This window comes from Deinococcus betulae, assembly GCF_020166395.1.
GTDB lineage: Bacteria > Deinococcota > Deinococci > Deinococcales > Deinococcaceae > Deinococcus > Deinococcus betulae.
In genome coordinates, this window is sequence record NZ_JAIQXU010000004.1 from 40,263 (window position 1) to 65,107 (window position 24,845).

Below are 24,845 nucleotides of genomic sequence, written 5' to 3' on the forward strand. Positions count from 1 at the left end.
CGCTGTCCCAGCACACCGGCCCACAGGAGGAGCCGTGTGCATGGTTCACGCCGAGAAGAGGTTCGGGGCGGGCCGCCGGTTATCCATGCAGAACGACGGCCTGGTTGTTCTTTGGCCCAGGATAGGGCAAAGTCGCATCGGGGACCAGGGGGCCGTCTGGGCAGGTCGAGGCGACCCTGCCCAGTTACTCTGGCCCCGGCCCGACCTCCTCGCCGCCCTTGACAACCTGCTGAACGTGCGCCCGCGCGCCGACCACGGTCAGCTTCTGGCTGCCGCCCACATGGGCGTCAATCTGCGCTTCCTCATCAATGATGGCGTGCCGGACCTTAACTCCGGCGCGCACCGTCACGTCGCGCAGTAGCACGCTGTCCTCGACAACCGCACCGGCCTCCACCGTGACGCCAGGGGCCAGCACCGAGCGCTTCACCGTCCCCCCAATCCGGCAGCCATACGACACCAGGCTGCCTGAGACCCGCGCGCCGTCGTCAATCCGGGCCGGCATCCGGGGAATGCTAGAGCTGAGGATGGGCCATTCGGGGTTATCCAGCGTCACCGAGTGGCCCTGCAACACGTCCTGATGGGCCTGCCAGTAGGCTTCAGGCAGCCCCACATCCAGCCAGTAGCCGCCTAGATCGGCCGCGTAAGCCTCGCCGCGCTCCACGAACGCGGGCAAGAGTTCGTGGCCAAAGTCGCCCAGATGGTCGCCAGCCTTCTCGTGCAGTTCTTCAAGCAGCGCCAGCAATTTGGGGCCGTCATACACGAAGATCTCGGTGGTCACGGTCTGACCGTTCGGCTGCTCCGGCTTGTAGGCAAAATCGGTCACGCGCCCAGCCCCGTCCACCGTGACCACGCCGAAGCGCGAAGCGTCCTCGCCCTCGGGCAGCGAGGTGGTGACCAGCGTCACCCCGGCGCCCCGCTCCAGATGACTCTGAATCACCGGGCGGTAATCCAGCGTGTAGACGTGATCCGCCGACAACACCAGCAGCACGTCAGGCGCGTACTGCCGAATCAGGCGGCGGTGCAGGTACAGGGCGTCGGCGTTGCCGTGGGCAAACCGGCCTTCCTCGCCGGCGTCACTGAAGGGCGGCAGGACCTGAAGGCCGCCGTGAGTGCGGTCTAAGTCCCAGGGGCGCCCGTTACTCAGGTGATCGTTGAGGGTGTGCAGTTCGTACTCCTCAACTACCCACACGTCACTCAGCCCGCTGTGGACACAGTTGCTCAGGGCAAAATCAATCAGGCGGTAAGTGCCGGCAAAGGTGAGGGCCGGCTTGGCCCGCCCCTGCGTCAGCACGCCCAGGCGCTCGCCCTTGCCACCGGCCAGAATGATGGCCAGCACCTTCTGGCCCTGGACGCGGGTGCCGCGTGCACTGGGGCCACTACTCAGACTGCGGGAGGACGCCATATGGCGGTCAGTGTTGGTGGCTGGGCGCGGAATGGGGTGTGCAGGATGTGAGAGGCTGTTTACCTCGGCCTATCTCTAACCATAGACGGCCGCTTTAAACCGGGCGCCGCAGCCCCGCGATCAGCACCTGGATCAGGCGGCGGGGGCGGTAGTTCGGGTCGGTTTCGGCGCCGATACAGAGGTTGCCAATGCCGCGCATCAGTTCGTATGCTTCCAGTTCAGGCTGGACTTCCCCGGCCCTCTCGGCTGCTTGTAATAGGCTGGCGCAAACGGGCAACAAGCGGTCTAGAAAATACTGGTGCAGGGGCACAAACCCTGGGTCGCTGGACTGAAGCACCGTCGCCAGGCCGTGCTTGGTCGTCAAGAAATCGGCAAAGAGCAGCAGCCAGCGCTCCAGGGCGGCCAGCGGGCTGGGCTGACTGGCCAGCAGGTCTGCCCCAGCCTGCACACACGCCTCAACCTGGTGCCGGTACACCGCGATCACCAGTTCGGCCCGCGTGGGAAAGTGGCGGTAGACCGTGCCAGTGCCCACGCCCGCCCGCGCCGCGATGTCCCGCACCGGCACGTTGACGCCCGAGGTCACGAACAGCTCGGCGGCCGCGTCCAGCAGCGTCTGCTCGTTGCGCCGGGCGTCCACCCGTTTCAGCTCTGTCGTTTGGTCCTGGGTCACAGCGCGCTCCTGGCGTCTCAGGCTAGCTCACGCCGCCCCTGCTCTGGCCTGATCGGTCCTCGGCTCCACTCTGTTGACATACGGAACATTGTTCCATATCGTTCCGGAACGGCGTTCCGATTCTTCGATTCGCTCCCATTTGCTGGTCAGAGGCAGTCGTCTCTGGCCGTTCCCCGCCTTCTGTCTCCAAGGAGCTGTCTTATGTCACCAAGTCCCCTCCCCTTTCCCGAATCGCTGCTGGGCTCGCCTGCGCCGGTCGTCTCGGTCCGCCCTCTTGTCTTGGACGCCCCAGGTCGCGGCGACGCCCTTCAGGTACGGGTCACCGCGCCGACCACGGGTGACGACCTCCCCGTCCTGCTCTTTGCGCACGGCTTTGGCAAATCCATGGACGCCTACGCGCCGCTGACCGAGTTCTGGGCGGCACACGGCTTTGTGGTGGTTCAGCCGACCTTTCTGGATTCCCGAACTCTGAATGTCACGCCGGATGACCCCCGTTCCCCGGAGATCTGGCGCATTCGGGCACAGGATTTACGCGCGGTGCTCGACCAGTTGGGCCGCATTGAAGCCGCTGTGCCGGGCCTGCGGGGACGACTGAACCAGAACCGCATAGTGGCCGTGGGGCATTCCTGGGGCGGCCAATCGGTCAGCTTGCTGCTGGGCGCGCGGGTGCGTGGACCGGATGGCCAGCCGGGCGAGAGCCTGGCCGACCCACGCGTTCAGGCGGGCATTCTGCTGGCCACACCCGGCGAGGGCGGCGCCAGTCTGACCCCATTTGCCGCCCAGCACTTTCCCTTCATGAATCCTGACTTTGCCCAGCTGACCGTGCCCAACCTGGTGGTGGCCGGCGACCGCGACCAATCGCTGCTCAGCACCCGTGGCCCGGAATGGTTTGCCGAACCCTACTTCCTGAGCCCCAGCAGCACTGACCTGCTCATCCTGTTTGGCGCCGAGCATTCTCTGGGCGGGATCTCCGGGTATGGCGTCACCGAAACCACCGACGAGCACCCCGAGCGGGTGGCCCTGCTTCAGCGCTTGACCTGGGCTTATCTGCGCAGCGCCCTGGACCCTGCCGACTCCAGCTGGGCCCAGGCACGGGCCGCCCTGAACGACAACCCCAACGGCCTGGGCCGCATCGAGAGCAAGCCGCCTGGCCACCCAAGAGGGTAAGGGCGTCCAGGCGCCGCTGCCCCTTTCAGTCACCTAATTCGTTCGCTCCAGAGGAGCTAAGTTATATCCTCAACCCTTCTAGATTCCGCTGCTGGACAGCCTTTGCGTCTGCCCTCAGCGCCAGCGACAGTTCGGTGTCCAAGTAGTCGAGGGCTCGCGGGACAGATTCACGCTCACGCTGACCTCTGGCGGCACTTCCACCACCCCAGAATCGCCCAGGGTGCGGGAGTACCCAGGTTCGGCAATGACGTGTGCCTGCACGCGCAGGTCGTCGTAAGCCCACCACTCATCGGCACCTTGCCCAGCTTTCCGCACTGTTTCCCAGACCCGCGCGCCCGCCACCTGACGCTGGGCCGCTGGCAGGCCAAAGCAGCCGCTGCCCAAGCTGCGGGCCACGCGGCCCAGCTGACTGCCTAGAGCTGGTAACTCGCCCTGATACCCCTCCGAACGGGTGCCGTAATACATAGAGGCTGAAGTCACCTGACCGTCTGGTCCCCCCAGCACCAGCGTCCAGTCGTCTTCTAAAGACAGCCTCGCTTCCTGGTTCTCTTCGTCTATGCTCACCGAGAGAACCTTGAGGCCGTCCAGCAGAGTGGGCGTGCGGCTGACCAGCACGGGATTCGCCAGCAACAGGGTCAGTACCAAAGGCAGCATGACCCAGTGTAGCGGGGCTAGGGCAAATTGTTAACTTGCAGACACTTCAAAACTTGTCGGTGTGAATGGATCCTAGCGCGTCGTATTCCCGCTGCCATAGAGAAAAAGCTGTTAGGTGGAGATAGACGCTCGCCTTCCTCAAGGCTGCGCCTCTGCCCAACTCCCGGTAGACCTCTGATGAGCAGGGCCCGATCAGCTGTGCCGCAACGGGCACAATTGATCAGACGACCGACTGATTTCACCACATAGGGGTCGCTTTTCGGCTTTTCGGTGGGCCAAAATTTCTATATGGACCAAACAGGTGGCGTGGTCATGGTGACAGGTGGCAGCCGAGGGATTGGGGCAGCGACCTGTCTGTTGGCGGCGCGCGAAGGGTACGCCGTAGGGGTGAATTACCAGCGCGACGGCTCGGCGGCAGCAGCGGTCGTATCTCGAATTACAGCGCGGGGAGGGCAGGCCATCGCGCTCCAGGGTGATGTCCGCGTCGAGTTGGAAGTCCGGCAGATGTTCAGCACCCTGCAGGGAGCCTTCGGTCCACTGACTGCGCTCGTCAATAATGCAGGCATTCTGGAAAGGCAGGCTCGCGTTGAGGAGATGGACATGGAGCGGGTGCGGCGTGTATTCGAGACCAACGTCATGGGCTCTTTCCTCTGTGCCCGTGAAGCCATTCAGCGCATGTCAACCCGGCACGGCGGGGTGGGCGGCTCAATCGTCAACGTCTCCAGTCGGGCGGCCGTGCTGGGTTCGCCGGGTGAATATGTGGATTACGCCATGAGCAAAGGGGCAATCGACACCCTGACCGTCGGACTTGCAAAGGAGGTGGCAACTGAAGGGATTCGCGTGAATGCCGTGCGGCCCGGCATTATTGAGACCGAGATCCATGCGTCGGGTGGCGACCCAGAACGCGCGTCCCGCCTCGGCCCTGGTGTGCCGCTGGGGCGGGCAGGCACGGCGGAGGAGATCGCACAGGCGATCTTGTGGTTGCTGTCAGGCGCCTCTTCCTACGTGACAGGGCTCTGCCTTGATGTGGCTGGTGGACGCTGAGTTGCGGTTGATGGAGTAGTGCATCTCGCCAGTCTTGAATACGTTCTGGCAACTCAGCTTGAGCAGGACCAAAGGAGCGGGGATGGTCGTTCGGACGTGGAGGTAAGGTTTTGGCTGCGCGAAGAATATCCGTGCTCGGTATAGCCATTTGAACCGATCTGACGGCGTTCCGTGGGACTGCTTAACCAAGTTGTTGTAACGAGCAGTAGAGACCATCGGAAAGTGCTCCTCAAGGCGCAGTAAGGGGCGTTCTCGTTTCGCTGCACCATTGCTCCACGGCTGGTAGATATGGATGGCCTCCGGCAGGTCATGTTCGCCCAGCAGTCAGTGGAAGAACAACTGGGCAGACTCGGTGTCTCGGCGTTCCTGTAAAAAGACATCCAACATGGCGCTGTGTTCGTCAACGGCCCGCCAAAGCCAGCGTCTGGTCCTGCCTGCCTGCATGTGGGCACGCTAGATGCCACCGGAGTTCTCGGTGGCAGAGACCTGGCCGAACTGGTCACTTGTGATCCACTATGTGTGGATAAATTTGTGAATCACGCAGACCCGGCACTCCAGTAGCCGTTCTTTAACCAAGGGAAAGCGGTGATGCAGCCACACGTCAGAGCTGATAACGGCCAAGACGAAGTGGTCACCGCGATGCTCCTCACCACTGAACATCGTGCCCCTTACGCCAACCACTTGCCACAACCCACGCCTCAGTCCCGGTCCTCGCGGGCGTGGTCCAGGGCGTTGGCAATGGTGGTGGTGACGTGGCTGTCCAGAAGGCGGTAATACACCACCCGGCCTGCCCGGCGCGAGGCCACGACCCGCCCAGCGCGCAGCAGTCGCAGCTGGTGGCTGACAGCACTCTCGCTGAGTCCCACCACGGCGGCCAGGTCGCACACACACAGTTCGGCGGCGTGCAGGGCGCTCAGGATTTTCAGGCGGGTGGGGTCGGCCATCAGCTTCAGAAAAGCGCTGGCCCCTTCCACACAGCCCGCGTCGGGCAGGCTGGCGCGCGCCTGCGCCACCGCCTCGGGATGGATGCAGCTCACCTCACAGCGGTCATCGGCAGGCGGTGCAGATGTCATCCCAGGAGTGTACCCTGATCTTCCATTCAGATGAATATCTGAGCAGGTGCTCAGCTTTTAGAGTATGCTGATCCTATGGCTCCCTTGCCCACAGTGCCCGCTGCCGATACCTCTCTGTCCTACATGGTTGAGGGCATGGACTGCGCCAACTGTGTGCAAAAAGTAGAGCGGCTGATGGCGACCTTGCCCGGCGCTGCTGAGGTCAAAACCAGCTTTGCGCGGCAGACCCTGGATCTGCACCTGAACGAGACGCAGACCAGCCGCGCGGCGCTGGAAGGGCACTTGCGCTCACTGGGCTATCAGCCGACGCTGCTGCACAGCGCGGGGCCAGAGCAGGCGGTCCCACTTTCCCCAGCCCCTGTCCCCCGGCCCTGGTTTGCCACCGCGCAGGGCCGGCTGGTGCTCGCCAGCGGCGCGCTGCTGGCCGCCGCCTGGGCACTGAGTTTCGCGGCGCCCGCCTGGGAGACAGCCGGGTTTATCGCCGCCACGCTGCTGGGCACCTGGCCGCTGGCGCGCGCGGCGTGGGCCAGTGCGCGCCTGGGCGACCTCTTCAGCATCAATTTGCTGGTCACTCTGGCGGCCCTGGGTGCGGTGGCAATTGGCGAGGCGGCAGAGGGCGCCGTGGTCGTGTTCTTCTTTGCCATCGGTGAACTGCTGGAAGGCGTAGCAGCGGGCCGGGCACGCGAAGGCATCCGCGCGCTGGCGGCCCTGACGCCCCGCACCGCCCAGCTGGTAACTTCGGAGGGGGTGCGGGAGGTGCCTGCCGAAACGGTGCGCGTCGGCCAGATCGTGCAGGTGGTGCCGGGCGCCCGCATGCCAGTGGACGGAACAGTGCTCAGCGGCCTCAGCAGCGCCGATGAAAGCCAGGTGACTGGTGAGAGCATTCCTGTGCTCAAGGAAGCCGGCGCCGCCGTCTACGCAGGCAGCATCAACGGCGACGGGGTCCTGACTGTCCGCGCCGAGCGCGAGGCCCACGACAACACGCTGGCCCGCATCCTGCACCTGGTGGAAGAGGCCGAGGCCAGCCGCGCCCCCACCGCGCGCCTGATCGAGCGGTTCAGCCGGGTCTACACACCGGGCGTGGTGCTGGTGTCGGCGCTGGTGGCGGTGGTGCCGCCTCTGCTGGGCGCAGCTTGGTCCGAATGGCTGTACCGGGGCCTGAGCCTGCTGCTGATCGGCTGTCCCTGCGCGCTGGTCCTGAGCGTCCCAGCGGCGATTACCAGCGGCCTGAGTGCCGGCGCGCGCCGGGGCCTGCTGGTTAAGGGCGGCGCCGCGCTGGAAAAGCTGGGGACGGTCAAGACGGTGGCCTTCGACAAAACGGGAACCCTGACGGTGGGCACTCCTCAAGTGACGAGGCTGCGGACCTTGAGCGGCACGGACGACGAGACGTTGCGCCTGGCCGCTGCCATCGAGACCGGCAGTGCCCATCCGCTGGGCCGGGCCATCGTGGCCGAAGCGGCGCGGCGTGGGCTGCAGGTGCCGACGGCGCAGGACGCCCGTGCTCTGCCGGGCCGGGCGGTGAGCGCTGTGGTGGAGGGACGCGCCCTAAGTGTGGCGTCGCCGCGCCACGCGGCCGAGTTGGCTCCACTGGCCGCCGACCTCACCCGCGAAATTGAAGCGCTGGAAGGCCAGGGGCAAACCGTGGTGCTGCTGCTTGACGGGACGGCACCTCTGGCCCTGCTGGCTCTGCGCGACGAGCCTCGCCCCGATGCCCAGGCGGCGGTCTCGCGGCTGCGGGCGCTGGGGGTACAGCCCCTGATGCTGACGGGCGACAACGCCCGCACCGGGCAGGCCATCGCCTCCGGGCTGGGGCTGGCGGTGCAAGCGGGGCTGCTGCCTGAAGATAAGCTGCGCGCGGTGCAAACGCTGCGCGAGCAGGGCGGCGTGGCCTTCGTGGGCGACGGCATTAACGACGCTCCCGCGCTGGCTCAGGCCGACGTGGGCGTGGCGATGGGCGGGGGCACCGACGTCGCGCTCGACACCGCCGACGCGGCGCTGCTGCGCGGGCGCGTGTCGGGCGCGGCCGACCTGATCGAGCTGTCGCGCGCTGTGCTGGGCAATATCCGCGTCAATGTGGCGATTGCCCTGGGCCTGAAGGCGGCCTTCCTGGTCACGACGCTGCTGGGCATCACCAATCTATGGATGGCGGTGCTGGCTGACACCGGAGCCACGGCGCTGGTGACGGCGAATGCCCTGCGGCTGCTGCGGTGGGCGCCACGCGCCAGACGAGATCAGTGGTGAGGAATGACCACTACCTCGGTGATCTTGTTGGAAAGCTATCTCATCACTGTGAACTCCGTTTAGAGAGGGTTTGGGGGCGTCGGCCAGGCATTTCTTCCCCAACACAGAGTCGGTGAACACGGTCTAGCACTTCAGCAGACAAGAAACATTTCCACCAATGGTTAAGGCGTTACTCTGAGCCTGTCTTTCTGAACGCTCCGTGCAGGGTTGGTTATTTGCAAGAGGTTGCACCAGTTCTGGCAGTGCGGTGATTCTTAGAATGCGTTCTTGCGGACAGGTCAGACTTCAGGACCAGTTGTCTGACCTCTTACAAAGGCAGGAGGCCCGCCGCCAACTGCCGAACCTCTACCGGAAGGCCACCGGGCAGGCGGGCCAGCCCTGGAAAACCGCCACAAGCGAAACATTCCCGCAGATAAGACACAAAGGTCGTGTTGTGCCATTCGTATTCCACACGGGCATCTGCTGAGGCATTGGGGAGGTGGATGGCGTAGGGCGGACCACCACTCGTGTCGTCCTTGTGCCACTCGTCCGGCGCGAACTCTGCCGCCAGACAGGGGTCGAATGTGCAGCGCTCTTCGGGAGGAACAGAGCCGAATTCCTCCAGCCATTCCCGAACGAAATACAGCACGCTATGCACAGGGTCGACCACAACCGCGTCGGCTGGCACGGCGGTGTCTCCCCACGGCGCTTGCCCAACGAGGTGAACACTCCCCACGACCTCATACCAGGCCTGCAAGGACAGTGGGAGGGGACCAGCCAGGCGGTCAAGTCGCTTCAGTTGCAGCAAAGAAGTTTTGGACGGCGGGGAGTATGGGCGCGTTGGCGTGAACCCACCACCCGAGAAGGTGCCGAACCGGTAGCCCAGAGCTCTGAGCTGTGGAAGTAGCGTCTGGATATTCGCCCGCGCGCGCCGCATCGTTTCGCGTGCAACTGCCGCCGCTTCAGGCAGGATGGACGGGTGGCGAACCTCTGGCCCCATTTCGACCAGTTCCGCCCACACCTGTTCATATTCTCCTGCAAGGTAACGCTCCAGAAAGGTCGCCACGCGAGCAAGTATAGAAGCGCCCGCCAGATGCGTCTCCATCACATTGCCCCCACGACCAGCCTCTTCAGCGCTGTGTCAGGTTTGCCAGGTTGTGGCCTTCCCCTATCCTTCTCTTGGCGGGCCGGTACTGCCGCGCTCAATGAGACGGGCAGGCAACACCACATGTGGTGTGGTCAGCGGCTGGCCCAGCAGTTGCGCGGTCATCAGGCGGGCGGCGTGCTCAGCCATCGCTTCAACCGGTTGCTCGAGCACCGTGATCGGCGGGTCCACCAGCGCGGTCCAGGGATAGTTGTCGAAGGTCAGCAGGCTGAGATCGTGCGGCAAGCGCAATCCCCGTTCTTTAATGGCCCGGAAGGCCCCCGACGCCTGGGTGCCGGTCAGGGCAATCAGGGCCGTCGGCGGCTGGGGCAAGGCCAGCAGGTCGTGGGTCAGGGCGTAAGCGCTGTCTTCGGTCAGCAGGGTAACGCGCTGGTATTCGGGCGGTACGGCCAGCCCCAGGGCATTCATGATTTCGGGAAAGGCCCGGCTGCGTTCTTCTGGGTGGGTCGCGGGGTGGTAGGTGCCCAGCGCAGCAATGCGGCGGTGGCCCAGCGCGTGCAGGTGGTCCACCGCCAAACGCATAGCGTCCACATTGTCCAGCATGACGCTGGGGGCGTCGTGGTGGGGCGGGCGGTAGTCGTATTGGGTAATGGCCACACCCCGCGAACGCAGGCGCCCCAGGTACTCATGGCTGCCGCTGCCGTAGCCAGGGCGCAGCAAGATGCCGGCGACCCGCTGCCCATACAGGCGGCGCAACTCGGTCAGTTCGCGGGCCGCGCTGTACTCGTTCTCGCTGATAATCAGGCTATAGCCCGCCTCGCCCAGCACATGCCCGGCGGTGCGGGCAAACTGTCCGAAAAACGGCTCCAGGATAGACGCCACGATCAGCCCCACGGTGCGGCTCTGACCGCCGCGCAGGGCGCCGGCCCGCTGGTCGGGTTCATAGTGCAGTTGCTCAATGGCCCGCTGCACCCGCGCCAGCGTGTCGGGCGTCAGTTTGTCCGGCTCTTTGAGGGCGCGTTTGGCGGTGGTGGGAGAAACGCCGGCCAGCCGCGCGACGTCCTGAATGGTGGACACGCCACCAGTGTAGGTCAGGGGGCAGCACAACCCAAATGGTCTCGTGTCCATTTTCACAAAGTGCGGCCTACACGGTGGCTATAGACAAGCGCATCAAAGTATGTTTCACTAATGGCCACGAGACCATTCAACTCAAGCTCAGGTGGAGCGGCCACCTGAACCGCCCTGGCACGCCCGTGTGCTGTTGGGCGCCCGCGCCGCCCCGTCCCCTCTTGCTGGCCTGCGTCCTGTACGCGGCCCGCGCCCCACCCCGGAGGCTCCATGACCCGAGTGCTGCCCCTTCTGGCCCTGACCGCCGCGCTGCTCTCCAGCGCCCAGGCGGCGTCCACCATCACCATTGCCACGGTGAACAACCCCGACATGGTGACCATGCAGAAGCTGACGCCCGAGTTCAACAAGAAATACCCGGACATCACGGTGCGCTGGGTGGTCCTGCCCGAAAACGAACTGCGTCAGAAAATCACATTGGACGTGGCCAGTGGGGCGGGCTCCTTCGACCTGGCGACCGTCGGCGCCTACGAGGTGCCCATCTGGGCGAAAAACGGCTGGCTGGAGCCCCTGACCCCGCTGTTTACCAAGAACCCTACGATTGCCAGCGCCTACAAGCTGAATGACATTTTGCCTGGGGTGCGCAGCGCCCTGACGGTGGGCGGCAACCTGTATGCGGTGCCGTTTTACGCCGAATCCAGCATGACGTTCTACAACAAGGACCTGTTCAAGGCGGCCGGGCTGACCATGCCTACCAAGCCCACCTGGACGCAGATGCAGACCTTCGCCAGCAAGATTCATAACCCCGCCAAGGGCGTGTACGGCATCTGCCTGCGTGGCCTGCCTGGCTGGGGCGAGAACATGGCGCTGTTCACCACGATGGTCAACACGTTTGGCGGCCGCTGGTACGACCCCAACTGGCAAGCCCAGGTCAACAGCCCTGCCTGGAAAAACGCCATGACGTTCTATGTCAACCTGGTCAAGCGTTACGGACCCCCCGGCGCCACCAGCAACGGCTTTACCGAAAACCTGACCCTGATGAGTCAGGGCAAGTGCGGCATGTGGGTGGACGCCACCGTGGCCGCCGGCTTCCTGAGTGACCCCACCAGCAGCAAAATCACCAAGTCGGTGGGCTTCGCCTCAGCGCCGGTGGGCACCACAGCGCGCGGGAACAACTGGTACTGGAGCTGGAACCTGGCCATTCCCAAGAGCACCAAGCAGGAAGACGCCGCCTTCAAATTCCTGACCTGGGCCACTAGCCCCGAGTACATCGCCCTCGTGGCCAAGACCAAGGGCACCTGGGCCAGCGTGCCCCCCGGCACCCGCACCAGCACCTACAGCAACGCCAATTACAAGAAGGCGGCCGGCGCTTTCAGCAGCCTGGTGCTGAGCAGCATCAACAGCGCGGACGTGAACCGCGCCACCAAAGACCCGGTACCCTACACCGGCGTGCAGTACGTCGCCATTCCCGAGTTCCAGGCGCTGGGCACCCAGGTCGGGCAGTACCTGGCCGGCGCCCTGAGCGGTCAGTACACCATTGACCAGGCCCTGAAACTGGCGCAGGACGCCGCGCAGAAAACAGCGCGCGAGGGCGGTTACCAGAAGTAACGGCGCCAGCGGCCACCGAGCAGCACCCCCCCATGAAGAAGGCCCGGCGCCCCCACACCCGCCGCGCCTTCTTCGCCTTCCCCCAGCCGCGCTGCTTTGCCGCGCCGCCCCCTACCCCCCTCTCTGTCCCACCTGGAGGTGACGCCCATGACCACCGCCGCTCCGCTCACCACCGTCAGCACCGCGCACCCGGCGCCCCGGCGCGGCCTGCGCCTGACTCCGGCCGCGCTGATGTGGCCGGCTCTGCTGTATCTGATCCTGACCACGCAGGTGCCGTTTTTCATGACGGTGTATTACAGCTTTTTCCGGTACAACCTCGTAGACCCCGGCAACCGCCCCTTTATTGGCCTGGGCAACTACGTCAACCTGCTGACCAACCCGGAAAACTTCCGCATCGTCCTGAACACCCTGGTGCTGGCGCTGGGCACGCTGCTGCTGACCCTGCTGATTGGCGGCGGGATGGCGCTGCTGCTCAACCGCGCCTTTCCGGGCCGGGCCTTCCTGCGCACTGTCATGATCAGCTCGTTTCTGGTGATGCCGATTGTCACGGCCGTCATCTGGAAGAACATGCTGCTCAACCCGGTGTCGGGCTTTTTCTCGTGGGCGCTGCTGCAACTGGGCCTGCAACCCATTGATTTTCTGGCGCAGCACCCGATGGCCAGCGTGATGGCCATGATCACCTGGGAGTGGATGCCCTTTGCCATGCTGATTCTGCTGACCGGCCTGCAAAGCCTGCCCGACGACCAGCTGGAAGCCGCCAAGCTGGACGGCGCCACGCCCTGGCAGGAGTTTCAGCACATCGTGTTGCCGCACTGGTCGCAGGCCATTCAGGTGGTGGTGCTGATGGAAACCATTGCGCTGCTGCAGGTGTATGGCGAGATCTACGGCTCTACCTCGGGCGGGCCGGGCCTGGCCACCACCAACCTGCCGTACTTCATCTACCAGAAGGCCTTCGCCGAGTACAACATCGGCCTGGCCAGCGCCGCCGGGGTGCTGACGGTCGTGCTGACCAACATCCTGGCCATCTATCTGCTGCGCTTCATGAGCCGCAGCAAGTCCAGTCTGGGAGGCTGACATGACCACCTTCACTCCTGTTTCGGCCCCCAGACCTGCCAACCGGCACCGAATCCGCAACGCCCTGCTGACCCTGCTGACCTACCTGATCGCGCTGGCGTTCCTGTTTCCGCTGGTCTGGATGGTCCTGGCAGCGTTTAAGACCGAGGCGCAGGCGTTTGCCACGCCTCCCGTCTTTTTCTTTACGCCGACTCTGGAAAACTTTGAGCGGGCGCTGGGCGGCTACTTTCCGGCCCTGAGAAATAGCCTGGCCGCCGCCCTGGGGTCCACACTGCTGGCCTTTGTGCTGGGTCTGCCGGCGGCCTTTGCTCTGGCGGTTTACCCCACCCGGCGCGCTCAGGGCGTGCTGACGTGGATGCTGAGCACCAAGTTCATGCCCGCTGTGGGCGTGATCGTGCCGCTGTTCCTGATCTACCGCAACCTCGATCTGCTGGACACACTGCCGGGCCTGATTCTGATGTACACCACCATGAACCTGCCGCTGGTGGTGTGGATGATGCACAGCTACATGACCGAGATTCCGGCGGCCATCTACGAGGCGGCCAAGGTGGACGGGGCCTCTGTTGTCCACGAGTTCTTTACCATCGCCCTACCGCTGTCCATGCCCGGCATCTTCGCCACGGCGCTGCTGTGCCTGATCTTCGCCTGGAACGAGGTCTTTTTTGCCCTGAACTTGACGAGTTCCCAGGCGGCGCCGCTGAGCGTCTTCATCGGGGAATTTAAGACCAGCCAGGGCCTGTTCTGGGCGCAGCTGAGCGCCGCTGCCACCCTGACTGTACTGCCGGTGCTGATCTTCGGCTGGATTGCCCAGCGCCAGCTGGTACGCGGCCTGAGCTTCGGGGCCGTGAAGTAAGACACTGCCTATGACCCCAGCTCCCACTGCTCTGACGGCCTCGCTGGCCGACCTCGTGGCCCTGGCCCGCCGCCTGATCGTGCCCGGCGAGCGGCGGGTGCTGGGCATCACCGGGGCGCCCGGCGCGGGTAAATCATCCCTCTGCGCGGCACTGGCCGGGGCCCTGGGCGAGGACGCCGCCCTGGTGGGCATGGACGGCTTTCACCTGGCGAACGCCGAGTTAGAGCGGCTGGACCGCCGTGACCGCAAAGGCGCGCCCGACACCTTCGATACAGACGGTTACCTGGCCCTGCTGCGCCGCCTGCGCACCGAGCCGCAGCAGACGATCTACGCCCCAGTCTTCAGCCGTGAGCTGGAGGAGTCGCTGGGCAGCACCGTCCCTATTCCCGCCGGTACCCCACTCCTGCTGACCGAGGGCAATTATCTGCTGCTGGAGGCCGGGCGCTGGTCCGAGGTGCGGGCGCTGCTGGACGCCGCCTGGTTTGTCGAAGTGCCCGAAGCGGTGCGCCTGGACCGATTGGTGGCCCGCCATGAAGCCCACGGCAAGACACCGGCCCAGGCCCGCCAGTGGGCCGCCGAGGTGGACGGCCCCAACGCCGCCTTGATTGCTGCCACCCGGCCCCACGCCGATCTGGTCGTGACCTGGCAGGCCTGAGATTTCCGTTTCACACCTGTCCCCTACGGGGCTGGCCCAGCGGCTCAGGCTGTCTTCTGGCACCCTTTTCGACCCATCTGCTCACGCTTTCCCTCCACACCCAGGACCGCCCTGTCCGGAGTTCTCTATGGTCAATCTCAATCTCGCCGCACTTGCCGCTGCCGCGCCCTCTGTCCAGACACCGACCTACGACCCCCTCAGCCTGACCTGCGGCATCGTGCATTTCGGTGTTGGCGGCTTTCACCGCTCGCACGAGGCCATGTATCTGGACCGGCTGCTGAACTTGAGAGAAGACCATGACTGGGGGATTTGCGGGGTCGGCGTGCTGCCCGCCGACGCCCGGATGCGCGATGTGCTGGCCGCCCAGGACCACCTCTATACCCTGCTGACGACCTCGCCGGACGGCCACACCGAGGCGCGCGTCATCGGCGCCATCCGCAAGTTTCTGTTTGCCCCCGACGACCCCGAAGCAGTGCTAGAGCAACTGGCGGACCCCGCCACCCGCATCGTGTCGCTGACCGTGACCGAGGGCGGCTACGCCATTGACAACGGAACTGGCCTGTTTGACCCGTCTGGCTCCGAACTGCAGCACGACCTGACCCCTGGTGCCGTGCCCAGAACCGTGTTCGGCTTCATCACCGAAGGGCTGCGGCGGCGGCGAGCACGCGGCCTGGCGCCTTTCACGGTCGTGTCATGCGACAACATGCAGGGCAACGGCGACGTGACCCGCCTGGCCCTGACCTCGTTCGCCCGCCTGAAAGACCCTGAGCTGGGCGAGTGGCTGGCGGCCCAGGTGGCCTTTCCCAATTCGATGGTGGACCGGATTACGCCCGTCACCACTGAACAGACCCAGCAGGACGTCACGGCCGCCACAGGCCTGGACGATGCGTGGCCGGTTCTGGCCGAGAGTTTTACCCAGTGGGTCTTAGAAGACCACTTCACGCTGGGCCGCCCCGCGCTGGAGCAGGTGGGCGTGCAGCTGGTGACCGATGTCGAACCCTACGAGCTGATGAAACTGCGCCTGCTGAACGCCTCGCACCAGGCTATGGGCTGTCTGGGGTTGCTGGCGGGCTGGCGCTATGTTCACGAGGTCTGCGAGGACCCGGCCCTGGGCGCCTTTGTGCTGGGCTACATGACCGCCGAGGCCACGCCCACCCTGCGCCCGGTGCCGGGCATTGACCTGGGCACCTACCGTCAGGAGTTGATGGCCCGTTTTGGCAGCCGCGCCATTCAGGACACGCTGGCACGGCTGGTGGTGGACGCCTCCGAGCGGATTCCCAAATTTCTGCTGCCGGTAGTGCGCGAGCAGCTGTCACGCGGCGGCGAGATTCGGCATGCGGCGCTGGTGCTGGCCGCCTGGAGCGCCTACCTGCGGAGCGCCGAGGCGCAGGGCCAGCCCATCACTGACGTCCACGCCCCACTGCTGCTGGCCGCCGCGCAGCGCGAAGACCACACGCCCGCCGCCTTCCTGGACGTGCCTGCCGTGTTCGGCGATCTGGGTCAGCACGGGCGCCTGCGCACCGAATACCTCTCCGCCCAGGCCAGCCTGCGGCGCCTTGGTCCCCAGGGGGCCGCGCAGGCCGTCAATGACGCCATGAAGCCTCTCTCACTTGCTCAAGGACCGCTATGACCCTGCCTCCCCCCTCTTCTTTTCTCGACCTGTTCAAGCTGGACGGCCGCCGCGCCGTCGTTACCGGCGGTGCCCAGGGCATCGGCTTTGAAATCGCACGGGCCCTGGCAGAAGCGGGCGCGCTGGTCACCCTGGCCGACCTGAATCCGGACACTGGCATAGACGCCGCCCGGCAACTGGGCGGCACCTTTGAGAAGTTGGATGTCAGCGACCCCACCGCCGTCACTGCGCTGGCCGCTGGGCTGCCCGAGACGGAGATTCTGGTCAACAACGCCGGCATCGTGCGCAACACGCCGGCTGAGGCCACCCCGGATAAAGACTGGTCGGCCGTGATGCGCGTCAATCTGGACGGCGTGTTCTGGTGCTGCCGGGCCTTTGGGCAGGGCATGCTGGCGCGCGGCCGGGGCAGCATCGTTTCGACAGCCAGCATGTCGGGTCTCATCAGCAACCACCCGCAGCCGCAGGCGGCCTACAACGCCAGCAAGGCGGGGGTCATTCACCTCACCCGCTCACTGGCCGGCGAGTGGGCGGGGCGCGGCGTGCGCGTCAACGCCATTGCGCCGGGATACACCGCCACGCCCCTGACCAAACGCGGCCTGGACACGCCCGAGTGGCGCGAGACCTGGCTGAAAGAAACCCCGATGGGCCGCCTGGCCGAGCCGCACGAGATTGCCCCGGCGGCGCTGTATCTGGCGTCGGACGCGGCCAGTTTTGTCACGGGGCACACGCTGGTGGTGGACGGCGGCTATGTCTGCTGGTGAGGTTCTTGCCTCGCGTACGGCAGTCCTGAGCGGCCCCCGCACGCTGGGCTGGACCACCCGCTCGGTGCCGGCCCCCGGTCCGCGTGAGGTGCGGGTGCGGGTCCGCCGCATTGGGGTGTGCGGCAGCGACGTGCATTACTACGCGCATGGGCGCATCGGGCCGTTCGTGGTGGACGGCCCGCTGGTCCTGGGCCATGAGGTCAGCGGAGTGGTGGACGCTGTGGGCGCAGGCGTCACCCGTGTCCGCCCCGGCGACCGCGTGGCGCTGGAACCCGGCGTGCCCTGCCGCCGCTGCACCTACTGTCAGAGCGGCGCCTACAACCTCTGCCCCGAGATGACCTTCATGGCGACCCCCCCAGTGGACGGGGCGCTCAGCGAATACGTCGTGTGGCCCGACGACTACGTGTATCCCGTGCCCGAGACGGTGTCGCTGGACGCCGCCGCGCTGTTGGAACCCCTGGCCGTGGGCCTGTGGGCCGCGCGCAAGGGCGAGGTCCGGCCCGGTTCCTCGGTGGCGGTGCTGGGTGCCGGGCCCATCGGGTGCACAACGATTATGGCGGCCAAGGCGGCCGGCGCGACGACCATCATCGCCGTGGACCTGGAGGACTTCCGGCTCGACCTGGCCCGGCAGGTGGGGGCCACCCACACCGTCAATGCGCGGCGCGAGGACGCCCTGACCCTTATCCGTGAGCTGGGCGCGGCGCGCGACCACCTGCCCCTGTCTCACGGTGGGGTGGACATCGCGTTCGAGACCGCCGGGAGCCTGCCCACCACCCGCCTCACCCTGGCGGCCCCCAAACCGGGCGGCGTGGCCGTGCTGGTGGGCCTGCCCCCTGACCCGGAAGTGAGCCTGGATATCGTCTCGGCCGCCAGCCGCGAGGTGACGCTGCGCGGTGTCTTCCGCTACGCCGGCTGCTACCCAGCGGCGGTGGCACTGGCGGCCAGCGGCGCCGTCCAGTTGGACGCGCTGGTCACTCACCGCTACGCCTTTGAGCAGACCCCCGAAGCTTTCGCGTTTGCCGATCAGGAGAAGCGCGCCAGCATGAAAGTGATGATTGATGTCGGCGCCTGACCTGCTGATCGGGGTGGATGTCGGCACCTATTCCAGTAAGGGCGTTCTGGTGACGCTGGAGGGCGAAGTCTTGCGCCAGGCCACGCGGCCTCACGGCATCCAGGTGCCGCAGCACGGCCACGTTGAGCAGGACGCCGACGCGGTCTGGTGGGCCGATACGGCCAGCATTCTGCGCGAGTTGACGGCGGGCGTCACGGAGCGGGTCGCTGGCGTGGCCTGCAGCGCTATTGGCCCGACGGTGCTGCCGCTGGACGCAGCGGGGCGGCCTCTGCGGCCCGGCATCCTGTACGGCGTAGACACCCGTGCCCAGGCGCAAATTGACGCCCTGAACGCCGAACTGGGACCGGACGCCATCCTGGCCCACAGCCACATGGCCCTGACCAGTCAGGCCACCGGGCCCAAGATTCGCTGGCTGCGCGAGCAGGAGCCGGAGGTCTGGGCCCAGACGCGCACGCTGACGACCGCCAGTGCGTATCTGGTGTACCGCCTGACCGGGCAGCACGTTCTAGACCACCACACCGGGGCCCACGCCATGCCGCTGTACGACCCACGCACGCGGGCCTGGACAGACACCTACGCGGACGCTGTGCTGGGCGACCGGAAGCTGGACCGACTGCCGCGCCTCGCCTGGAGTGACGAACGGGCCGGGCATGTGAGCGCTGGGGCCGCTGCCGAAACGGGCCTGCGCCCCGGCACCGCGGTTGCTGTGGGCACGGTGGACGCGCTGGCCGAGGGCCTGAGCGTGGGCGCGGTTCAGCCCGGCGACCTGATGGTCATGTACGGATCGAGCACCTTTTTCATTCTGACCCAGACAGCTCCCACCCCCGACCCGCGCGTGTGGTCGGTGGGCGGCGCCTTTGCGGGGCAGGTCAATCTGGCCGCGGGCATGAGCACCACCGGGAGCCTCACCCGCTGGCTGGCCGACGAAACAGCCCGCGAACTGCCCACAGACGAGGCCTACGCCGAGCTGTTTGCCCAGGCCGCGGCTCTGCCGCCGGGCGCCGACGGCCTGCTGCTACTGCCGTATTTCAGTGGCGAACGCACGCCGATCAACGACCCGCAGGCGCGCGGCGTGCTGGCGGGCCTCACCCTCTCGCACACCCGCGCCCACCTGTTCCGCGCGGCGCTGGAGGGCGTGGGCTACGGCATCCGGCACAATCTTGAAGCCCTGCGCGACCTGGGCGCCGATGTGCGCCGCTTGGTGGCAGTGGGTGGAGGCACCAGGGGCCGGACCTGGCTGCAACTCGTCTCCGACATTACGGGTCAGCCACAGGAGGTGCCGCAGGTCACGGTGGGGGCCAGCTATGGCGACGCCTTCCTGGCGGGCCTGGCTGCGGGGGTGTTGACGCGTGGTGACCTTGACCGCTGGGTGAAACCTGGCGAGCCGGTGGTGCCCAACCCAGTGGTGAAGCCTGAATACGACCGCCTGTACGCCCTTTACCGCGAGTTGTACACGCAGACCAAAAGCGTGGTGCACGGGCTGGGGCAGAAAGGCTGATCCGGCTCCCAGCTATTTCACTCACAAACTGGGAGAGCGCCGGTTTGCACACGACACACTCGGAACCCGTCTTGCTCCACTTCGCCCTGTGGCACAGCTTCTCAAGGCCGCTCGGATGCAATCATTCACTAAGACGATTGACCCGGAGTCTGGATGAGGCACTTTGGGCGCAGGGGGACAGCACAGCCTCTGCGCGCCCTTAAACAGGCGCCTTTGCCCGCCCTGGTCCCGTGCGCCGCAGGAAACGCCACAGCAGCAGCCCACCGGCCAGGAACAGCCCCGCCGTCAGGCCAAACCACAACCCGCGCGGGCCCAGCCCCAGGCCAAACGCCAGCAGCGACCCGCCGCCCAGCCCCACCGGCCAGTACGCCAGCAGCGAGATCAGCAGCGGCCAGCGGGTGTCTTGCAGTCCGCGTAGCGCCGCGTTGGCCGTGACTTGTAGGCCATCAAACGCCTGAAACAGAGCGGCGATCAGCAGAAAGCTGGCGGCCGTGGCGACCAGACCGGCGTTGTTGGGGTCAGCCACATTGACAAACACACCAATGACGACCCCTGGCGTCAGGATATACAGCGCACTGACAACCAGCATCACCGTCACGGCCAGGCCGGCGCCCAACAGCCCGGCCCGCCGCGCGGCCTGGGGATACCCGGCCCCAAAGTGGTGACCCACGCGAATGCTGGCGGCGGTGGCCAGCCCCAGCGGCACCATGAAGACAGCGGTGATCACCTGCAAGGCAACGTTGTGCGCCGCCAGTATCTGCGGCCCAAACCGCGCCATCATCAGCGAGGAGATGGTAAACAGCGCACCCTCGGCGCCCAGGGTTAGGCCAATAGGCCACCCCAGCCGGGCCAGGCGACCCAGTTCAGCACGGACCTCCTGGGGCGGCACCGGCAGCTGGGGCAAGCGGCGCCGGGCCACCCAGACCAGGCCTGCCGCATTGAGCCAGTGGGCCGCCACTGTCCCCAGAGCAGCGCCTGGCACGCCCAGCGCAGGCAGCGGCCCCCAGCTGAACGCCAGGGCTGGGCCCAGCACCGCCGCCAGCGCCACGCTGACCAGGGCCACGGCAGTCACAGGCCGTGGCTGGCCGGTGCCTTCCAGGGCGCCGCGCAGCGCGGCAAACGCCAGGGTGGCGGGCATGCCCAGCGCGTACAGGCGCAGGTAAGTAGCGGCCAGCGAGCCGTCCAGCCCAGCTGGCGCCGTGCGGACCAGCAGTTCTGCCGCCAGAAGGGCCACCGGCACAAAGGCTGCGGCCAGCCCTCCGGCCAGCCACAGACCTGCTCGGGCCGCGCGCGCCACGCCCGCCGGGTCGCCTGCGCCGTGTGCGGCCGCCACACGCGGCGCCACCGACAGCATGACGCCCAGCAGCACAATGAATCCAAGGTAATACGCGGCGTTTCCGTAGGCTGCTGCCGCTAATTCTCGAGCGCCCAGCCGGCCAATCACCGCTGTGCCAATCAGGCCCAGGGCATTCACGCTGAACTGCGAAACGATCACCGGCGCTGCCAGCCGCAGCAGCGTGGCGGTCTCGGCCCGCCAGGACAGAGTGGCTTGGGGCAGCGGAGGAGTCAGCACCACGCCAGTGTAGCGGGCGCCCTCAGCAGAGCAGCCAGGACTTCTCCGGGAGCAGTTCCAAGCAAGTCGCTCTATAACGCCAGCACTGGCGGCATGCCTGCGTTGCCGTAATCAGCTTGGGGAGAGCTGAATGCTGACCGTCCTTGAATGTGGCCAGGCCCTATCGTTGCCGTTTCCTGATGAGCATCTATGGGTACGTCATGCGGCTGTACAGCCAAGAGCATGCGCGAAAAGATCAGGAGGTTCAAGGCGGCGGAACATAAGGCGGAGGCTGGCGAGGAAGTATCAATCGTCAGTTGTCTCAAGTCTGCCCTCATCTTCCCGGACCAGGCAATGTGAGCGAGTGAACCAGCCAAAGGAACTCTGTACAACCCAGCGGCATCGCCGCACCACTAATGCCCCGTCACCCGGCGATGCTGTGCACAACGTTCATTGTCAGCCCGAGGTCTGCCTCGCCCAGGTCACCGGATTCGAGGTGAAGTTACTTTGAACCGTAACCAGGCCCCCTTCTGCTTTGGTGGAGCGTGTCGGTCTAGTTGAGAACACCAGTAACAGAGGACACATACGTAAAAGTCCAGGGCAAGTGAATTGCCTTCCTGACAGCAGTAGAAATTAGCTTTCTAGAACAATCTTTTATCCCTTTTAGAGCGGCAAGTACTAGTGAAGCGGCATGTCCTAGTGTCCCCTATTCAAGGACGAAATTATTCAACGGGCTATCAACGCCTCACCGAATCGTGTTCAATCGGTCACGACTCACACAGTTCTGTTTTTTTCGTCCACCTCAAGGGGGTCTTGGATGCGTCTACGTTTTGCTTTTGGTGCTTTATCCGCTGTTTTGCTGCTCGGTGCCTGTAATCAGGTCACACCAGTTGTCGTGACTGATGAGCCTGTTCGCGGTCAGAAAACCGCTGCGCTCACGCCGCAAGTCATCGGTGGAACGCCGAGTGCCACGGGCGCCCGGCCCTATCAAGTGGCGCTCCTGTCGGGTGGCCGGCAATTCTGTGGCGGCACGCTCATCAGCGACCAATGGGTCCTGACCGCCGCGCACTGCGTGTCCGGAACCTCTGTGACCAGCATCAGTGTGCGGGCCGGCAGCCTTTCAGCGACCTCGGGTGGACAACTGAAGACTGTTGCCAGTGGCCGCGTGCACCCCAGCTATACGGACGTGACCCGTGGCTATGACGTGGCGGTCCTACGCGTCGCCTCGCCCTTCACCCTCGGCAGCACAGTCAGTCCTGCGGCCCTTCCAACCCCGGCCTTTGCGGCGTCGGCCGCTGCGGTGGGCACGATTCAGACGATCAGCGGCTGGGGCATGACTGTGGGAGGCAACTCAGGCAGCGCCTCGACAGTCCTGCGCGAAGCCAACCTGCCGGTCATCAGCAACGGCAGTTGCGGCAGTCAGTTGGGGCAGACGATTCCAAACGGCATGATTTGTGGCGACAAAAACTCACAGGGTCAAACCGGCTGCCACGGAGACAGCGGCGGCCCCTTCGCCAGCGTCCGGAACGGGAAGTACTTCGTCTTTGGCGTCGTGAGCTGGGGCACGCCCAGTGTTTGCAACAAGGCCACAGCGTTTGCGCGCGTAAGCGAGTATCAGCCCTGGATCACCACCAACACCGGCGTGCAGCCTCAGGGCGACAGCACCACGCCGCCGCCGAACAGCAAGACCTACACCGGCAGCGTGGGCCAGGGCGCATCCAGTTACCAGCCGGGCACCGCTGGCTTCACCTTTGGCGGCGGGGCGATTTCAGGGGCGCTGACGGGGCCCTCGGGAACGGATTTCGACCTGTACCTGCAAAAGCTGTCGGGCAGCAGCTGGGCAGATGTGGCAGCCAGTGAAGGCAGCACCAGCACAGAGAACCTCAACTATACGGCAGCCAGTGGCACATACCGCTGGCAGGTGTACGGCTACAGCGGCTCCGGCAGCTACACCCTCACGGAAACCAAGTAATCCTCGCTCGCTGACGCTTCTGCGGTTCTGTATATCCGGTCTTGCCCCGCTTAGACCGTGCCGCGCTGAGGCACACGTCACCTGCTCAGGTTCAGCTGGCCCGACCAGCCACTCAGGCCTGAAACAAATCAGACGAGGCGCTGCACCCATATTCAGGTGTGGCGCCTCGCCTCCTCTTGGGTCTATTCGCAGGATGTGACTACTCACCTTTACCCGCTTCAGAGGTCTTCGACAGTGGGAGAAGCGCTCATGCGTATGCCCCGCACGGAGCTTTCTCCAGGCCTGGAGCTGGTCAGATCAACAGGCTGGGCTGCTGGCTCACATTGATGCGACGCACCGTCGTCACGTCCTGCATTCAGTACGTCTCCGATGCTTCCGTCAGACGTTGTGAAAGGTCGACTGAGGTTCTGCCCCTCTCTGCACTCAACAGTCTCTGGCCTTGTGCATCTCCCCTGTTCGTTTGCGTAGCGCGGAGTGACGCCCTTATCACTTGAGCAAGGTCAGTCTCAACTTGAATGCGGGCGCCGGGCTGCTCTCTCATGCTGAAGATGGACGCGAACCTCAAACCTACAGGTGCTGAACTGGCTCTTCCGAACTTGACACGCGCGAACCTAACTCCCCCCTCTCACCCATGAGCGCTTAGCGCAGCTGCGCTTTGAGCCAAGTGGCGATGTCGTTCATGGGCTCCAGGGCCATCGGAGCAAAATTGTCCTGGGTGATTCCGGAGGCTGGGCCCAGACTGTGGCCCAGGCCTGGGTACAGTTTGAGCGTCGGCCGACCCTGGGCCACCCGAAGGGCCTCGTTCAGCTGCCGTGCAAAGTGGGCACTCACATTGCCGTCGTGTTCACCCTGCACGATCAGAAGAGGCATCCGGAGTTTGGGGGCCAGAGTGCCCAAGGTCGGCAATGTCGTCTCAGGGGCATACATCGGGGACGCCGCCATAAAAGCCTCATAGAAGCCCAGAAGTTGCGGTTCGACCTCCCGCTTCAGGTCCAACTGGCCATCTTGATTCGAGTCCAGCAGGGTCGCCAGTTTGGGCTGCGCCGGGGTGCTTGTCCGGTCCAGCAGGAGGGCGGCCTGTGTCTTGGCCAGGGCGCTGCCAGGTCCCATCAGGGCCTTTAACACACCACCCAGATCAATGAGGCCCTCTCGCGCATAGGGGGTGAGGTACGCCAGACCGACCGTGCTGAACTGGTTGGCAAACGTGGCCGCAAAGCTGTCAACCACTGGGCCCTGAACAATCAGGCCCTGGGCGCCAATTTCCTGGGCGAGCGCAGCCGCCACCACGCTGCCTTCGCTCCAGCCGTACACGAACACCTGCCCGCCGTTAATTCCCGGCTGCTTCAGGGCCACTTGCAAGGCGGTGCGGGCATCGCCCAGAAGATCGGTCATTCGGAGGCGGGCGTAACCCTCCTGGGCAGCCTGAAAGGTGGCTGGGTTGAGGGCCTGCGCGGCGTGACGCTTGTCGTAGCGCATGACCGCAAACCCCTGACGTGCCAGGGCCTGCGCCAGGTCGCCCATTGACCCCTGCACCATTCCGCCCGGCGTCAGGAAACTCCCGTTGCGGTCTTCAGGGCCTGTGCCCTGAATCAGCAGGACCAGGGGCGCGGCCTTGCCGTCATCAGGTTGGAGCAGTTCGGCGCCGCTGGGCGTCCCCCCGAAATTGAGTGTGAGGGGTTGTGAACGGACAGCGCCTGAAGCCTCCGACCACGCCGTGCAGAGAGCGAGTGCCAGGGTCAAGGCCAGGGTGGGGTTCATGCCTCTACGCTA

The 24,845-nt window shown here is 65.4% G+C and carries 21 protein-coding genes; 12 read left to right on the top strand and 9 right to left on the bottom strand.

Going from position 1 to position 24,845, the window contains the following annotated elements:
* Positions 1-184: 184 nt before the first annotated feature.
* Positions 185-1,402 carry a glucose-1-phosphate adenylyltransferase family protein gene (locus tag K7W42_RS04650; RefSeq protein ID WP_224572702.1) on the bottom strand — a complete coding sequence of 406 codons (1,218 nt, stop codon included), beginning with the start codon at positions 1,400-1,402 and terminating at the stop codon, positions 185-187.
* 94 nt (positions 1,403-1,496) lie between these two features.
* Complete coding sequence (locus K7W42_RS04655; protein WP_224572703.1) at positions 1,497-2,072, bottom strand: TetR/AcrR family transcriptional regulator; 576 nt, start codon at positions 2,070-2,072, stop codon at positions 1,497-1,499.
* Positions 2,073-2,273: 201 nt separating this feature from the next.
* Here K7W42_RS04655 and K7W42_RS04660 point away from each other — a divergent pair, with 201 nt between their 5' ends.
* Positions 2,274-3,239: an alpha/beta hydrolase family protein gene (locus tag K7W42_RS04660; RefSeq protein ID WP_224572704.1), complete on the top strand. Its 966-nt coding sequence runs from the start codon at positions 2,274-2,276 to the stop codon at positions 3,237-3,239.
* Between the two features lie 114 nt (positions 3,240-3,353).
* Here the strand turns inward: K7W42_RS04660 and K7W42_RS04665 are convergent, their stop codons facing one another.
* Positions 3,354-3,893 (bottom strand): hypothetical protein, encoded by a 540-nt coding sequence (locus K7W42_RS04665; RefSeq protein ID WP_224572705.1) that lies wholly within the window; start codon positions 3,891-3,893, stop codon positions 3,354-3,356.
* 288 nt (positions 3,894-4,181) lie between these two features.
* Here K7W42_RS04665 and K7W42_RS04670 point away from each other — a divergent pair, with 288 nt between their 5' ends.
* The gene (locus K7W42_RS04670; protein WP_224572706.1) at positions 4,182-4,937 is read left to right on the top strand and encodes an SDR family oxidoreductase; all 756 of its coding nucleotides are present in this window, start codon (positions 4,182-4,184) and stop codon (positions 4,935-4,937) included.
* Positions 4,938-5,261: 324 nt separating this feature from the next.
* Here the strand turns inward: K7W42_RS04670 and K7W42_RS23205 are convergent, their stop codons facing one another.
* Both K7W42_RS23205 and K7W42_RS04680 read right to left on the bottom strand, forming a co-directional pair.
* Positions 5,262-5,381 carry a DDE-type integrase/transposase/recombinase gene (locus K7W42_RS23205; RefSeq protein WP_224572708.1) on the bottom strand — a complete coding sequence of 40 codons (120 nt, stop codon included), beginning with the start codon at positions 5,379-5,381 and terminating at the stop codon, positions 5,262-5,264.
* Positions 5,382-5,635: 254 nt separating this feature from the next.
* Entirely contained in the window at positions 5,636-6,010 is a 375-nt protein-coding gene (locus tag K7W42_RS04680) for an ArsR/SmtB family transcription factor (RefSeq protein WP_224572710.1), read from the bottom strand.
* A gap of 75 nt (positions 6,011-6,085) precedes the next feature.
* Between K7W42_RS04680 and K7W42_RS04685 the strand changes: the two genes are divergently transcribed.
* Positions 6,086-8,251: a heavy metal translocating P-type ATPase gene (locus K7W42_RS04685; RefSeq protein ID WP_224572712.1), complete on the top strand. Its 2,166-nt coding sequence runs from the start codon at positions 6,086-6,088 to the stop codon at positions 8,249-8,251.
* A 307-nt stretch (positions 8,252-8,558) separates the two neighbouring features.
* Here the strand turns inward: K7W42_RS04685 and K7W42_RS04690 are convergent, their stop codons facing one another.
* Both K7W42_RS04690 and K7W42_RS04695 read right to left on the bottom strand, forming a co-directional pair.
* Positions 8,559-9,296 carry a hypothetical protein gene (locus K7W42_RS04690; protein ID WP_224572714.1) on the bottom strand — a complete coding sequence of 246 codons (738 nt, stop codon included), beginning with the start codon at positions 9,294-9,296 and terminating at the stop codon, positions 8,559-8,561.
* 102 nt (positions 9,297-9,398) lie between these two features.
* Positions 9,399-10,412: a LacI family DNA-binding transcriptional regulator gene (locus K7W42_RS04695; RefSeq protein ID WP_224572716.1), complete on the bottom strand. Its 1,014-nt coding sequence runs from the start codon at positions 10,410-10,412 to the stop codon at positions 9,399-9,401.
* Positions 10,413-10,673: 261 nt separating this feature from the next.
* Between K7W42_RS04695 and K7W42_RS04700 the strand changes: the two genes are divergently transcribed.
* From K7W42_RS04700 to K7W42_RS04735, 8 genes are all read left to right on the top strand, one after another.
* Positions 10,674-12,008 (top strand): ABC transporter substrate-binding protein, encoded by a 1,335-nt coding sequence (locus tag K7W42_RS04700; RefSeq protein ID WP_224572718.1) that lies wholly within the window; start codon positions 10,674-10,676, stop codon positions 12,006-12,008.
* 147 nt (positions 12,009-12,155) lie between these two features.
* Positions 12,156-13,082 (top strand): carbohydrate ABC transporter permease, encoded by a 927-nt coding sequence (locus tag K7W42_RS04705; protein ID WP_224572719.1) that lies wholly within the window; start codon positions 12,156-12,158, stop codon positions 13,080-13,082.
* A 1-nt stretch (position 13,083) separates the two neighbouring features.
* On the top strand, positions 13,084-13,935 hold the full coding sequence (locus tag K7W42_RS04710) for a carbohydrate ABC transporter permease (protein ID WP_224572721.1): 852 nt from the start codon (positions 13,084-13,086) through the stop codon (positions 13,933-13,935).
* A 10-nt stretch (positions 13,936-13,945) separates the two neighbouring features.
* Complete coding sequence (locus tag K7W42_RS04715; protein ID WP_224572722.1) at positions 13,946-14,590, top strand: nucleoside/nucleotide kinase family protein; 645 nt, start codon at positions 13,946-13,948, stop codon at positions 14,588-14,590.
* A gap of 127 nt (positions 14,591-14,717) precedes the next feature.
* Positions 14,718-16,220, top strand: a complete 1,503-nt coding sequence (locus K7W42_RS04720; RefSeq protein ID WP_224572724.1) for a mannitol dehydrogenase family protein — start codon at positions 14,718-14,720, stop codon at positions 16,218-16,220.
* Positions 16,217-16,981, top strand: coding sequence for a glucose 1-dehydrogenase (locus K7W42_RS04725; RefSeq protein ID WP_224572726.1), 765 nt, complete (start codon positions 16,217-16,219; stop codon positions 16,979-16,981). Before K7W42_RS04720 ends, K7W42_RS04725 begins: the two co-directional genes overlap by 4 nt.
* Complete coding sequence (locus K7W42_RS04730; RefSeq protein ID WP_224572728.1) at positions 16,968-18,053, top strand: NAD(P)-dependent alcohol dehydrogenase; 1,086 nt, start codon at positions 16,968-16,970, stop codon at positions 18,051-18,053. The genes K7W42_RS04725 and K7W42_RS04730 overlap by 14 nt, the downstream gene beginning before the upstream one ends.
* Positions 18,040-19,551 carry an FGGY-family carbohydrate kinase gene (locus tag K7W42_RS04735; RefSeq protein WP_224572730.1) on the top strand — a complete coding sequence of 504 codons (1,512 nt, stop codon included), beginning with the start codon at positions 18,040-18,042 and terminating at the stop codon, positions 19,549-19,551. Before K7W42_RS04730 ends, K7W42_RS04735 begins: the two co-directional genes overlap by 14 nt.
* A gap of 199 nt (positions 19,552-19,750) precedes the next feature.
* On the opposite strand, the gene K7W42_RS04740 is transcribed toward K7W42_RS04735, so the two are convergent.
* Complete coding sequence (locus tag K7W42_RS04740) at positions 19,751-21,124, bottom strand: MATE family efflux transporter (protein ID WP_224572732.1); 1,374 nt, start codon at positions 21,122-21,124, stop codon at positions 19,751-19,753.
* Positions 21,125-21,998: 874 nt separating this feature from the next.
* On the opposite strand from K7W42_RS04740, the gene K7W42_RS23210 reads away from it, so the two are divergent.
* Positions 21,999-23,075: a S1 family serine peptidase gene (locus K7W42_RS23210; RefSeq protein ID WP_369411322.1), complete on the top strand. Its 1,077-nt coding sequence runs from the start codon at positions 21,999-22,001 to the stop codon at positions 23,073-23,075.
* A 639-nt stretch (positions 23,076-23,714) separates the two neighbouring features.
* Here the strand turns inward: K7W42_RS23210 and K7W42_RS04755 are convergent.
* Positions 23,715-24,833 carry an alpha/beta hydrolase family protein gene (locus K7W42_RS04755; RefSeq protein ID WP_224572734.1) on the bottom strand — a complete coding sequence of 373 codons (1,119 nt, stop codon included), beginning with the start codon at positions 24,831-24,833 and terminating at the stop codon, positions 23,715-23,717.
* Between the last annotated feature and the right edge of the window lie 12 nt (positions 24,834-24,845).